Source organism: Gordonibacter faecis, from assembly GCF_030077735.1.
Lineage (GTDB): Bacteria > Actinomycetota > Coriobacteriia > Coriobacteriales > Eggerthellaceae > Gordonibacter > Gordonibacter faecis.
Window position 1 is genome coordinate 208,072 of sequence record NZ_JASJEU010000022.1, and the last position, 12,769, is coordinate 220,840.

Below are 12,769 nucleotides of genomic sequence, written 5' to 3' on the forward strand. Positions count from 1 at the left end.
CCTCTAAACGCGAAGCGACGCCCGGGGGAGGGAGGGGGAGTCTCCGGGCGTCGCGTGTTGCGTGCCGCGTGGGCAGGCGAAATAGGTCGAAACGGTTGCCGCTTACGCAGTGGCCATCTGCTTCACAACGTGGATGGCTTCGGTCATCGTGCGACCGCAGGCGAAGCCGTGAAGCTGGTCGGGGTAGCAGCCGCTGAACACGCTGCCGGAGCAGTCGCCGGCGGCGTATAGGCCCTCAATCGGGTTGCCCTCGGTGTCGATGGCCTGGCAGTCGTGGTTGATACGCACGCCATCGATGGTGGTCAGCAGTGTGCCGCCCAGCGTTGCGCCGTAGTACGGCGGCTTGCGCAGCGCGGACAGGCGATACGCCTCTTTGCCGAAGTCCGGGTCCTGCTGCATGTCGAAGAGCTCGTTGTAGCGCTCCACCTCAGCCAGGAAGTTCTTCTTGGCATCGCCCTCGAAGCCCAACTTGTCAGCCAGTTCCTCGATGGTGTCGGCCTTCTGCAGGCGGCCGTCATCAAGCTGTTTCTGGAAGTATTTGTCCAGGTCGTACGTACCGTCTTCCTTCTTCACGCCCAGGACGCCCATGCGCGTGCCGGCCGAGCAGCCCAGCGTGTGGAAGCGCTGCACGTCGTCGCCGAAGTTGGAGTCCCACACGGAAATGTACACGCCGCCCGGCTGCTGCGTTGCCGCGTGCGGCAGGTAGTCGTAGTCGGCGGACTCGTTGGCGAAGCGCTCTCCGTTCAGGTTCACCTTCAGGAAGGGCTGCGTGCCGGGGTTGAACTGGCCATTGCTGGGGAACTGCGGGTCGCCGGCCTTGATGCTTTCCTCGGTGTAGCCCGCCTTCGTACCAGGAGCCACCAGGCCGCGGTCGAAGATCATCGTCGCGGACGTGAGGTCCTTCGCAGCGCCCGCCCACAGGGCTGCCTTAATGCCGTCGCCCGTGTCGTTTTGGTTGTAGCCAAGCGCGGTCACGCTCTGCGCCGTCACGGGGGACAGCGCCTGCACCATGGCGGGGTTCGCCGGGTAGCCGCCCGTGGTTAGAAGCACACCCTTCTTGGCGTTGATCTGCACATAGCCGCCGCCGGTTTCGAAGATGGCGCCCGTCACGCTGCCCGTGCCGTCGCCCTCGCGCACCAGCTTGGCCAGCGCGTGCTTGTACATGACCTCGTGGCCAGCCTTCTGAATGTGCTGTTCGAATAGCTTGTTGCGCTCTTCGATGTCGCGGCCGCCCTTTTCGTCGCCGTAGTGATGCTCGAACGGCGGGGTGTAGTAGGGGGTGCCGCCCATGCCGCCGGGCATCTCATATTCGTCAGCGATGACGCGCGCACCCGCGGCCGTCATGATGCCGTCGACGAACGCGAACATGTCGGCGCTTTCGTCCATCCACATGCGGATGAGGCGCTGGTCGCAGTTGCCCTGCGAGTAACGCACGATCTCACCCATGAGACGCTGGCGGTCGACGGTGACACCCTGGCTGGTGAACGGCGGGGTGTCAACTGCAGCGAACCAGTGACGGGTAGCACCCACGGTCTCGCCCTTTTCGCAGATCATGAAGTCGACGCCCTTGTCGGCGGCGTACGCGGCGGCGGCCATGCCACCGTTGCCAGCGCCGACGATAAGCAGGTCGCACTCCTTCGTTTCCTTGATGTCGCTCTCGGCGATCTCAGGGGCGGTGCCCAGCCAGTCGGCTGCGGCGTTCTGGCCCTCGGCAGCGCCGTCGGCCTTCTTGGTGTCGCCAGTCGCCTCGCCCTGCGCCTTCGGAGCGCAGCCGGCCAGGCCAAGCGCGGCCAGCGCGCCGGCGCCTGCCATGCCGCCAATAAAGTTGCGGCGGGAGATGCCTGTGGTGTTCGTTTGCATAGTGAATCCTCCTTAGATGTTCTGCGACGGCGTTTCGCTCTTTCGACGCGGCACGGAGCCTCGTGCGAAAGAGGGCGCGGTCGCTCCCTCGCGAAGCATCGTAGCGCGCAAAGAGGGCACGCCACACCACCCCACGTGGGGCGTTTCTGCGTAAAGAATCGTTGCGTGCGCGCTCCCCCCGCTGGGGTGACGCAGTAAGAAACCCCAGATCACATGGCGCTGTTGTAAGAGGCAGGCAAACTCAACAACAGGGCAAGGAATGCGCCCGCCCCTCGCGCGGAGGCGTCCGGTAGCGTACAATGCAGTAAGGGGGAACTGAACAATTTGGGAGGGATATGAGCGACAGCACCCATGCTGGCGCGAACCAGCGAAGCGACACACGTGCGCTCCGCGTGGGAGGCGCAGCCGCCATTGCGGTGACTATTGCGCTGACCACGTTCGGCGGGTTCGTGCTGAATGCAGGCCTGTATTCGCAGGTGGCAACCTACTGTGGCATCGCGCGCGAAATCAACACGTTCGGTAGCGCAGCGTTGTTCTTTGTGCTGTTTGTGGTTGCTGTGCGCTGGCCGTCGCTGCTGGATAAGCGCATCATGACCGTGGGCGCGCTGGGGTGTTTGGCAACCGCCGCTGTCGTTTTGGAGTTAGCTGTGCGTTTTGCCGATCCGGCGGCTACTGTTGTGGGGTTGTTGTTTTCGACGGCAGGCAAGACGTGGGCGGCGGCTCTGATTGCATGTTCGCTTGGGTCGCTCGGCTCGGCGAAAGAAGCGGCTGTGGCTGCTGCGGGCGGCATTGCGCTTGGCGGCATTGTGGCCATGCTGGCGCCCACGCCCAACTGGCAGATTGCTATTGCGCTGCACGTGGCTTTTCCGGTACTTGTCGTAGCGCTTCTTTACCGGCGTAGTTCCGACGTGCTTGACGCAGTGCGCCGAGGTGCGCCCCCGTTCGACCTTGAAGTGGCGAACCCCGAGTCGTTTTTTGCGCCCACGCACGCGCTGTTTCTGTGCGCGTTTTTGTTCAGCGTGGCATCCGGCTACGCACTCACCATCAATGAGGTGGGACATGCGCCGGTGACCAGCGACTTCTCCGCGTTGCTTACCGTCGCGTTGGCGCTGTGGGCTATCTTTGGCCGCGACGGAGACAAGGAAGATACGCTGTTTTCATGCGCGGTACTGCTGGTGATTGCAGGATTTTTGCTAGCGCCGTTCACCTTCTCAACGGGGCTGCCCTCGGCAAACACGCTGTTGAGATGTGGCAACGACGGGTTCAGCATGCTGGTGTGGATGGTCATTGCCGCAGTGGGGCGACGCAATGTGTTCGCGCTGTTGCCCACGTTTGCGCTCATCCGAGCGTGCGGTGCGCTGGGTACGAATCTCGGCGCTATCGCAGGTCACACGTCCAATGGCTTCGTGGGTGCGAACCAGCAAGCCGCTGAGCTTATTGCCGCCGTGGCGCTGTTTCTGTTTGTGGCGCTTCTGTGGGTGGGTTTCAGGAAGTTCAGCTTCTCGGGCACCATCCGCGGCATGGCGGGCGTGGCCGAAGGGACCAGTGCTGCGGGAAAGGAAACTGCGGAAGGTGTCGCCGTGAAGGCAGACGCGCACGTTGCGAGTACGGAAGCCGCAGATTCCCCCGGTCAATCGAGCGAAGATCAAGCGATCCCTCAAAGGTCTCACACGCCCAGCATCGAAGAGTGCTGTGCTGTTTTGGGTGCGCAGCACGGCCTCACCGAACGCGAAACAGAAATCTTCTCCATGCTGGCCCGCGGCCGCAACGGCACTTTCATCATGGAGCACTACGTCATCTCGCGCAACACCGTAAAGAGCCACATCAAACACATCTACGCCAAACTAGACGTCCACTCCCAACAAGAACTCATAGATTTGGTAGAGAGTGAAGCGACCAATCACGCTGGAATTCTGCGCGACGCCACGACCTATCGCGCGGGCAAGCTTGAAACGTTCACGCTTGATGAAGTAAAAACCCACTATGGCTTGGACAAGTAAGGTTCAAGTATGAGAACCTCAACCTGCTGCGTTAAGACTCTGTCTAGCGTGCTTCCTTATCATCTGATGAATCAATAACGAGAGCTCTCTTTGTCAGTTCGTCGGCGGGTACCAGTGCCAGCTTGTAGCCGCACACGTCAGCCATGCGGGCCATGGTATCGCAGCGCGGTACGCTGCCTCGGCTGGCACCATTGTTAATGTAGTTCGCACTTTTGCCAAGTGCCTTGCTTATGGCATAAAGGGTAATGCCGCTATCTTTGCTCATCGCCCGCACTGCGCTGTAAGCATCCATACTTGTATCTCCTATCGTTACACGATGCAATATACCATAAAGTGTATATGTATCAATTTGTGTAGGTATCATGTATCTGATAAGTACGCTAGTGAATATGCATACCTTTTAGAGTAGTATTGACCTATCGAAAGGTTGCTGGCACTCCGTGGACGCTTGGGAGGATTACAGGCGAGCGCCGCAGTTCTATCACCTAACACACAAAACCTTTCTAGAACAATCAAAAAGACCCCGCATAAAGCGAGGGTCAAAAGCCCCCGGCGCTGTACGCCCCAGAAAAAGCTCAGCGCCGGGAAACCGAAAGGAGTATAGCATGGCGAAGGGGAGAAAGTATGTGCGCGCGTCTGTGAGATTTGCGGATAAGTTGGGGATGCTGACGGACGAGACAGAGGATGTTGCTCAGGGGCTCAGGTGCGTACGAACGGCATTAGGGCACGATGACGCGGAATGCGATGACTATATCCGCGGACAAGTGAATGTTTTACTTGCAACCGCCGAGGATGCGTCAACAAAAGCCTCCAGCCTCACCGAGGAAGTAGAGAGATATTTGGCAATTCTTCGGCAGGAGAGGCAAGAAGCAACGGCGCGGAAACAAAATAAAAATGCATAGCCAGTGTGCTTCCCCATACGTGTAACTCGTACGGGGTTGTCGCTATGGAGCAACCACGAGCGCTCGACCTCGAAGCACGCAACCCTACCTTCATCGAAAGCGCAGCCCACCACCAAGAATTCATGCGCGCCGTACGCGAATGCCTAAAATCATTCTTCTAAACCGAAAAAGTACTAGCCTTTTCAGACGTTCTTTTCCTCAAATTACCTAGTTATGAAACACCGGCGGCCTGTGGGGGCCGCCAGTGGGGAGGGTTTGGATTTTGGGGTTGGGGTTAGGCTACTAGTTCGGGCTCCTCTTCGGGGGTGGGGTTGGGGGTGGAGGTTTGTTTGGGGTCGGTTAGTTTGAGGGAGATTGACTTGGTGGGGCAGTTTTCTACGCAGTCGAGGCAGAATGTGCAGGACTCCAGGGTTGCTTTTGCAGGGTTTGCCACGTTAATGTCCTCGGGGCAGACGGTGGAACAGGTGTGACAGCCCTCGCGCGAGATGCACGTTGCGCAGTTCGCCTGCGGACGCACGCCGAAGCCCAGCTTAGCGCGCAGTTTACCCATGAGACCGAAGAAGAAACCGAGCGGGCACACGGCCGAACACCAACGCTTGAACAGGAACAACTCCGCCAGCAACATGAGCGGGAAGATGATGAGTTCCCAACCGGGCTGCAGCAGCACAAACACACGGTTGAGCGCCCACAGCGTACCGAACACCAAGCCAATGGGGCACAGCAGACAGAACACGGGGAACTTCACGGCGAACGACACCACCAAAAGCACGGCCAACACAATGCCTTGCGTTTTCAGGCTAACCGTTTCGCCCGCGCACGAGGCGCAACCGGCAGTTTTGGCCGGAGCGGCAACAGCAGCGGAACCACTCGCGTTGGCGTCCGCACTTCCCTCAGCAATCGCCGCTTTCGCCAGAGCATCTTCACCTTCCACATCCTTGCCACTGCGACCAAGAATGCCGCGGGGCGTGTGACCACCAAAGATGTTCTTCAACAGTTGCGAAGGGCACACCCATGAGCAGAAGGCGCGACCCAGCAGAAACACTACAACCAGCACCACCAGCACGCCGGGAAGCAGTTGCCATGGAATACTGCCCGACGCGGCTGCTATCTGGGTGAACCCGACGGGACAGAGCGCACACAACGTGCCGATGGCCGCGCCGCCGCCCAGATGCGCGCACACCACTGCCGCCACGAGCACGGCCGTGGCCACAAGAATGCGGATGGTCTTGTTACGCGTTTTCATGCAACGCCCCCTTGCCCTCGGCCGAGCGCGTGTTGTCAGGCCCGTCCGGATGAATACCCTTGCTGTGCGGCGCGACTGGTTGCGCGGCGGGCGCAGTGCGCCCGGCTTCAAGTTCGGCACTCATCACCGCACCTAGCAGCTGCGCAGCCTCGCTCGCACGCGACACCACCACGATGCCCTTCTCGGCCACGCTGGCGTCATAGGCGCGCAGCGACGCCGAGGGGCACACCTGCTCGCACTTGCCACAGCCGTCGCAGAAATCCGGGTGCACCACGGGGCGATCATGATCATCCAACGTGATAGCTCCTTCAACAGGGCATTCATCCTTGCACACCGTGCAGCCAGCCCAATCCCAGGCCACGCACGCATCCTTCACTACTACGGCAACGCCCAAGTCGCGCTCGGCTTCGCCGCCGTAAGATAGCGCGCCCGTGGGACACGCATCCACACACTTCATGCAGAAGTCGCAAAAACCATTTGCGAACGCGAGCGTCGGCGTGCCGTAGGCCACAATGCTTTCGGACAGGGGCGCCGGCGTGATGATGCCATAGGGACACGCTTGCAGGCAGCGGTCACAGCGGTTGCACGCTGCCACCAGCTTGACGTTCGACGTCGTTCCCGGCGGGCGCACAAACGCCTGATCAGCCTGTCCCGTCACCGCACCAAACCCGCCGACGCCCACCAGCGCTGCGCCCACGGCCCCCGCAGCCAGAAACCCTCGCCGCGTGATCTCTTCCGCCACCTCTATCATCCCCTCATAATTACGTTCGCGAACGTTCCGCGAAACGTCCTATTCCACAACCTCGGCCACGGCCTCGGCATCGGCCTGCAGGTAGGCCTCGGTAAAGTTGGCCAGGTGCTCGTAGAACCCACCCTCGGCAGCCGCGCGCATGTCCTTCGCGAACAGCGGCACCCAGTTCAACAGGTGCTCGCGCACAAACGACAGTTGATCGCGCAGCGACGCCTCAGCCGCGTTCTCATCGCCGGCACGCAGCGCCTCCACGGCGCGCTCGCACAGCTTCGCCAAAAACGCCAGCTCAACGGCCAGATGATCTTCCGGCTCCTTGAAGTCAGGGTTTTTCGCGAACTGAGCCTCTCGGTACAAGCCCAGGACCTGGCTATAGGCGTCCTGCATCATGAGGCCGCCCTCACTCGTGTACACCGACTCATACGGAAACGCCTTCTGCGCCGAACGCGGTCCCATACCGAAGAACACGCGGTTGAACACCACCGCCAACTGCTCCAACTTCGCTTCATCGCAGTCCGCGAGGTCAGCCTTCAAGGCCGTGAACCCCTGAACAAGCGCTTTGTCGTCAGACTGAAGCTCCGCACGCGACACCAGGTCGGCCGCAAAGTTCGCGTCAATCTCAGTCTCGAAGCAGCGCGACAGCAGCAGGTAAACGCGCTCGCGATTCTCGCAAAACTCAATCAGGTTCTCCGCCAACTCGGCAGGCATCGTCTCAGTCATTCATGTACTCCTTCGCATCATCCGCCACAACTCAAGCTGCGCGGCATTCGTCATCGGCCGTCCCCCGTAGCGGAACGCAATCGGGAGGGAGAACTGCGTTCCGCCACGGGGCGCGCCCGACGTACTTTTTACACATTGTATTTAACTAAGGAACCGAAGAAGCGGGGTGCGCCGCGAGATTCCGCAGGAGCCGAACAGCCCAGTGGGCTGTTCGTGCGACCTCAGGACTGCCCGAGCGCCGTGCCCCGCTTCTCCGGTTCCGGGCAGGTTGACCGCACGCTGCAATCAACCTGCCCGTACACAGCCTACCGGTAAATAAACTGCTCGACGCTTGTGCCCACGCCGTACATGATGATGCGCAGAACCACCGCACCCACCACAGAGCACGCGCACGCCGCGAACAAATAACCAGCCAGGTTCTTCGGTGCCGAAAGCTCGGTGCTCTTCCCCACCGACTTCATCGCCACCAGCGTCAGCGCAACCGGCAGGGCCAGGCCTACCACAACCACGCCCAGCCAGAATGCCAGCGCCAAGTCGCCCGAGATCAAACGCCCGATGGAGCGCGATTCTGCCTGGTACGGAGCCATCGCAATCCACGCGACGTAGGCCAGCGACAGCACCACCATGGCAACAACGCCCACCAGCGCCAGCTTCACCGCGAACGCGGCTTCGTCGGCCTTGCCGCGCAGCACCACGAGGGCCGCCATCAGCGTCATGCCAATGCCCAGACCACTGCCCAAGAACATGAGCGGCAACGTGAAGCTATCCCATGCGGGACGGGCAGCAATCAGGTACGATGCGCCAGCCACCACGGGAAGCACCAGGCCCAACACGGCACCGATGATGCCAAACACCTTGGAAGCGCCCGGGTAGTCCTTCTTCGCCAACACGAGGTACACCAAAGACACAATGCCCATGATGGCCACGGTGAACAGCTCTTTCGACAGGCCAGAGCCCAGGTTACCCAGCAGGTGCGTCGCGCGCTCCGGGTGCCCCATGTGTAGCACCGACACGCAACCGCCCACAGCCAAGCATACAAACGCAATCAGAGCGCCCAGGAATCGTACGTCCTTGAACTTGCCCTTGATCTCGCCCACGCCCAGGAACACAAAGCATCCCGAGGTCACACCCAACAGCACACTAAAGATAAGAAGGGGCCACTGAATATCCATGCTTACTCATCCCCTTTCCAGGTGCACTTGTCCAAGCCGTAGGTCACGCCGGGATGGTTCCCCACGTCCTTCAGCTTGTAGGTCTTCTTCTTGGCAATCATCTTCGACACGTCGGACTCGGGGTCGTCCATATCGCCGAACAGGCGGGCCTGACCGGGGCAGTGTTTCACACACGCCGGCTTGTCGCCCTTGTCGATGAGGTGCGCGCACATCGTGCACTTCTCGATGACGCCCTTGTCCTTGGCCTCGTCGTACGTACGCACGCCGTACGGGCAGGCCATGACGCAGTACTGGCAGCCGATGCACTTGGAGTGGTCAACCAGCACCACGCCGTCGTCGCGCTTGTAGGACGCGCCGGTGGGGCACACGCTTACGCACTCGGGGTTGTCGCAGTGCTGGCACGCCACGGGCAGGTAGTACATCTCCAGGTCAGGGTACGTGCCGGACGGGCCCACGGTCAGCACCTTGTTGTAGTAGGTGCCCAGGCCAACGTTGTTCTCCTGCTTGCATACCACGGCGCAGGAGTGGCAGCCGATGCAGCTATCCAGATCGATTGCAATAATGTTGCGCGTCATGCTACGCCACACCTCCCTTCACGGTCACTTGCGTGACGCCGTTCTGCTGATCGTCCGCAGCAATCGCGTCGGCGCTCATTGGCAAGAAAATCTTCAAGTCCTCTTCGTTCATGCAAATGTTGTCGGGCGCACCCTCTTCGGCCTTGTAGATCTTGCACAGGCCGCCGAAGTTGTCGGTGCCCACAGCGGGGTCGTAGGGACCGTTGTTCTCGAACAGAATGTTGCAGTTCGAGTCCAGCGCGCCGTGCAAGTCGTCGGTGGCCTCGCGCTCGGGGAACCACCAGTCGTGCTCGACGTGAATCATGCCGGGTTTGATGGCCTCAGTCAGGTTCGCGCGCTGGCGAATCTTGTCGACGTAGGTCTGAATCCACACCCAATCGTCCTGCTCAATGCCGTGTTCGGCGGCGGTGGCGGGGTTGATGTCCACCGTCGGGAACATGTGCACCTCGCGCATCCACGGCGAGTTGCGGTACTCGGTGTGGAAGAACGCGTGGCTGCGGCCGCCCGTGATCAGCGTGTAGGGATAGTCTTCCAGCAGGTCGGGGCGCGACAGCTTCGTGATAGGCGGCTCGATGTACATGGGCAGCGGGCCGTTGCCGTACAGCAGCAGGTCCTCCGACCACATTTCCATCTTGCCGTTGTCAGACTGCGGGTGACCAGGGATAACCTTGCCGTCCGGCGTCTTGGTGCCGGGGAAGCGGTACACGCTGCCCATCTTGTTGCCGCGATACATGGTGTTGAAGCCGGGGCGGAAGTCGCTCGTCTTGCGCATGAAGCCCGTCTCGTACTTCGGTGCCTGCTTCACGGTGGCCATTTCCACGCCGGTCACACTGATGCGCTCGCGGAAGTCCTCGAAGCTCGCGCACGACAGCTGCGGCGGCAGAGTCTCGGGGCCCTTCACCATGTAATCGAAGAACTCGTACTTGTCCTTCCAGTACATATCCACGTCCATGTACTTCGCGAATTCGAAGCAAATGTCCATGTCATCCTTGCACTCGCCCAGCGGCTCGTGGAACGGCTGACGAATGAGGTAGGTGTGGCTGGTCGGGTAGCCGTGGCCGGAGTGCGCCCACTCCACGCGGTCAACCTCGTTGGGGTGCGCGGCCGGCAAAATGATGTCGGCGAGCTCGCCCGAGGGGGTCATGTAAATGTCCACGTTCACGAAGAAGTCCAGGTTCTTGAAGCCCTCGATGATTTCCTTGCCACCCTCAATGGACAGGATGGGTTCGGAGGTCTGCTGCCAGTAGCCGTGAATCTGGAAGGGGTCGCCCTGCGCCATAGCCTTCGTGGTTGCCGCGCCGAAGCCGCCCTGCTGGCCGTAGATGACCTGGCCGCCGGAGTTCTGCGTGGTTTCCTTCAACTCGCCGGTGGCATCGTCGGCCACAAGAATCTGCTGGTAGCCGGTGTTCTGGCACACGGACAGCTTCTTGATGTTCATGGCCGTTTCCTTGCGGCGCTTGCCCATGCGGCCTTCCTTGTTCGGCACGACGTCGAACATGAAGGAGTCGTAGCCGGTGGCGGGCTCGCGGCCGATGTTCTGGCCGCCCTTCGAGTCGAAGTTGCCGGCCAGCGCCATCATGATGGTGAACGCCTGCGAGATGCCGGAAGTGTTGATGGAGAATTCCACCTTCTGGCCGCGCGTGAAGCACGCGTGCGGGCTGGCGTCGATGTAGGCGGTGATGGCCTCGCGGATTTTACCTTCGTCCAGTTCGCAGAATTCGGCGGCACGCTCGATGGTCCACGGGGTGACGTGCTCCACCAGAATGTCCCAGCTCGTGCGGTACTTCTTGCCGTTGATTTCACGCGTGCCGGACAGCGCGGGCTTTGCGTCTTCCACAATGTTGCCGGCTTCGTCCAGCCACTTGAAGGCCTTCGGACCGCCCACGCCCTTCGCGTTCTGCCAGTCGCCCGACCAGAAAATCAGCTGGTCATGCGCTTCATCCCACGCGGGGTACAGCTCTTCGTTGCCGCCTTCTTTAATCATGGATTCGCGCAGCTGGTAACCCGTGCCCTCTTCGTCGATGAAGAACGGGGCGTTGGTGTAGAAACGCGCGAAGTCCGTGGCGCACTTGTCCGAGTGGATGATCTCGTTGATGAACGCCAGCACCAGCGCCATGTCCGAACCCGGACGGATGGGCAGCCAGATGTCGGCCTTGCTGGCCGTGCAGGTGTAGCGCGGATCGACGCAGATCACCTTCGCGCCACGCTCCTGCGCGCGCTTCACAGTGAGCCAGTCGTAGTAGCCGCGGCTGCGCTCCTGACGGCACCAAATAAGGATGCAGTCCGTGTTATTGCCGTCCCAGCCGGTGTACTGCGTTTCATCGCCGTACAGGCGCTGGCTGGTGAAGTACGAGCCTACCCAGCACAGGTTGCCCACGCCGAACGTGGCCGTGGAGCCCAGCTCAAGCCACAGTTTGTTGATGGCCTGGAACTGCAGCATGTCGCGGCCGGTGCCGTACTGGTGGGCAATGGTGTGCCACCCGTACTTCTCGCCGATTTCGGTGAAGCGGTCGCGCGCCTCTTCGTAGGCTTCTTCCCAGGTGATGCGCTTCCACTGGCCGGAGCCCTTCTCGCCCACGCGCTTTTGCGGGTAGCGCACGCGCAGCGGGTTGTACAGCTCCTGCGGAATGGCGAAGCAGCGCCCGCACAGGGTGCCTTCGCTGAACAGGTCGGGGTTGCCCTCGATCTTCATCAGGCGTCCGTCCTTGACGTGCCCGAACAGCGCGCAGCGGCCATAGCACTGGCGGCATGCGCTCGGGATGATTTTCACGTCGTCGGACGAGGTCGCCTTCGCGCCGTTTGCTGCGTCGTCCGCGAAAGCCGTGGCGGCCTGCGAACCCAGCAGCAGCGACGAGGCGGTCGCGACGGCCGAAGCCTTCACGAAGCCTCGGCGGCTCATCTTAAGTGACATCTCTCCTCCTCCTTTTGCCTCTTGTTGACAAGTGTTGCCTGGGGAGAAGGGGAAGGCGCGCGAGCGATGCGCAGGTGGGGAATGCAGGCGGGCCGCGACGTTGGTGCGGCGCATTGTCGGGGTTCGCGGGCGCAATGTGCGTGCGATCCCTTTGCCAGCTGGCGGCGTGCGTGTGGCGCTTGGGATGCGCATTCTGCGTACCTACCCCGTGCGTCGCCGCACCTTGTAACTCCCCCGGTTGCGCGCCCCTCGCGCGCTTCCCTCTCCTCCTTGCAGCAATTTACTTGCATAGCTAATTATATTGTGCACAACTATTAGTGCAACAACTTTTGATTATCTAATGAAAAAATAGTGTTGAAATGGGGAGATAGTGCACTTGGTACTGCTTACGCGCACATTCGCGGGCGCTTCGCCTTCCCGCAGCACTTCATCTCAAACCACTTCCTCATCTCGGGAAACAACGGCGCACCTCCCTTGCTCTTTCGCCCGAACGCCCTACCCTGGCAGCGAAGACGGAGATTCAACCGAACAGCAACCGGCTTCTTGACGCGGCCGCGCGGCATGTGGTTTCGTGTATCGCGAGAGAACGAGACCGCTGTCTGCGCGCGATAGCCCCGCGCCTCATCGCTCGATATCGA

At 61.0% G+C, this 12,769-nt stretch carries 10 protein-coding genes; 2 read left to right on the top strand and 8 right to left on the bottom strand.

Annotated features, from left to right (window positions below; all coding sequences use genetic code 11):
• Positions 1-102: 102 nt before the first annotated feature.
• Positions 103-1,860, bottom strand: coding sequence for an FAD-binding protein (locus QNJ86_RS11610; protein ID WP_283832792.1), 1,758 nt, complete (start codon positions 1,858-1,860; stop codon positions 103-105).
• 335 nt (positions 1,861-2,195) lie between these two features.
• On the opposite strand from QNJ86_RS11610, the gene QNJ86_RS11615 reads away from it, so the two are divergent.
• A complete protein-coding gene (locus tag QNJ86_RS11615; RefSeq protein ID WP_283832793.1) occupies positions 2,196-3,860 on the top strand; it encodes a helix-turn-helix transcriptional regulator in 1,665 nt (554 codons plus the stop codon).
• A 43-nt stretch (positions 3,861-3,903) separates the two neighbouring features.
• Here the strand turns inward: QNJ86_RS11615 and QNJ86_RS11620 are convergent, their stop codons facing one another.
• Complete coding sequence (locus tag QNJ86_RS11620; protein WP_283832794.1) at positions 3,904-4,152, bottom strand: hypothetical protein; 249 nt, start codon at positions 4,150-4,152, stop codon at positions 3,904-3,906.
• A gap of 313 nt (positions 4,153-4,465) precedes the next feature.
• Here QNJ86_RS11620 and QNJ86_RS11625 point away from each other — a divergent pair, with 313 nt between their 5' ends.
• The gene (locus tag QNJ86_RS11625; protein WP_283832795.1) at positions 4,466-4,762 is read left to right on the top strand and encodes a hypothetical protein; all 297 of its coding nucleotides are present in this window, start codon (positions 4,466-4,468) and stop codon (positions 4,760-4,762) included.
• 274 nt (positions 4,763-5,036) lie between these two features.
• Here the strand turns inward: QNJ86_RS11625 and QNJ86_RS11630 are convergent, their stop codons facing one another.
• The 6 genes from QNJ86_RS11630 to QNJ86_RS11655 all read right to left on the bottom strand — a co-directional run bounded on the left by QNJ86_RS11630 (position 5,037) and on the right by QNJ86_RS11655 (position 12,131).
• Positions 5,037-6,005: a 4Fe-4S binding protein gene (locus QNJ86_RS11630; protein ID WP_283832796.1), complete on the bottom strand. Its 969-nt coding sequence runs from the start codon at positions 6,003-6,005 to the stop codon at positions 5,037-5,039.
• Positions 5,992-6,747 carry a 4Fe-4S dicluster domain-containing protein gene (locus QNJ86_RS11635; RefSeq protein WP_420052748.1) on the bottom strand — a complete coding sequence of 252 codons (756 nt, stop codon included), beginning with the start codon at positions 6,745-6,747 and terminating at the stop codon, positions 5,992-5,994. Before QNJ86_RS11635 ends, QNJ86_RS11630 begins: the two co-directional genes overlap by 14 nt.
• A 48-nt stretch (positions 6,748-6,795) precedes the next feature.
• Complete coding sequence (locus QNJ86_RS11640) at positions 6,796-7,473, bottom strand: TorD/DmsD family molecular chaperone (protein ID WP_283832798.1); 678 nt, start codon at positions 7,471-7,473, stop codon at positions 6,796-6,798.
• Positions 7,474-7,778: 305 nt separating this feature from the next.
• Positions 7,779-8,645, bottom strand: coding sequence for a dimethyl sulfoxide reductase anchor subunit family protein (locus QNJ86_RS11645; RefSeq protein WP_283832799.1), 867 nt, complete (start codon positions 8,643-8,645; stop codon positions 7,779-7,781).
• Positions 8,646-8,647: 2 nt separating this feature from the next.
• A complete protein-coding gene (locus tag QNJ86_RS11650; RefSeq protein ID WP_283832800.1) occupies positions 8,648-9,220 on the bottom strand; it encodes a 4Fe-4S dicluster domain-containing protein in 573 nt (190 codons plus the stop codon).
• A gap of 1 nt (position 9,221) precedes the next feature.
• The gene (locus tag QNJ86_RS11655; RefSeq protein WP_283832801.1) at positions 9,222-12,131 is read right to left on the bottom strand and encodes a molybdopterin-containing oxidoreductase family protein; all 2,910 of its coding nucleotides are present in this window, start codon (positions 12,129-12,131) and stop codon (positions 9,222-9,224) included.
• Positions 12,132-12,769 lie beyond the last annotated feature (638 nt).

Bases quoted from the DNA above. Each gene is read 5' to 3' on its own strand.
- QNJ86_RS11625 (WP_283832795.1), top strand. From the start codon at position 4,466: ATGGCGAAGGGGAGAAAGTATGTGCGCGCGTCTGTGAGATTTGCGGAT.
- QNJ86_RS11630 (WP_283832796.1), bottom strand. From the start codon at position 6,005: ATGAAAACGCGTAACAAGACCATCCGCATTCTTGTGGCCACGGCCGTG.
- QNJ86_RS11655 (WP_283832801.1), bottom strand. From the start codon at position 12,131: ATGTCACTTAAGATGAGCCGCCGAGGCTTCGTGAAGGCTTCGGCCGTC.
- QNJ86_RS11620 (WP_283832794.1), bottom strand. From the start codon at position 4,152: ATGGATGCTTACAGCGCAGTGCGGGCGATGAGCAAAGATAGCGGCATT.
- QNJ86_RS11615 (WP_283832793.1), top strand. From the start codon at position 2,196: ATGAGCGACAGCACCCATGCTGGCGCGAACCAGCGAAGCGACACACGT.
- QNJ86_RS11610 (WP_283832792.1), bottom strand. From the start codon at position 1,860: ATGCAAACGAACACCACAGGCATCTCCCGCCGCAACTTTATTGGCGGC.
- QNJ86_RS11650 (WP_283832800.1), bottom strand. From the start codon at position 9,220: ATGACGCGCAACATTATTGCAATCGATCTGGATAGCTGCATCGGCTGC.
- QNJ86_RS11640 (WP_283832798.1), bottom strand. From the start codon at position 7,473: ATGACTGAGACGATGCCTGCCGAGTTGGCGGAGAACCTGATTGAGTTT.
- QNJ86_RS11645 (WP_283832799.1), bottom strand. From the start codon at position 8,645: ATGGATATTCAGTGGCCCCTTCTTATCTTTAGTGTGCTGTTGGGTGTG.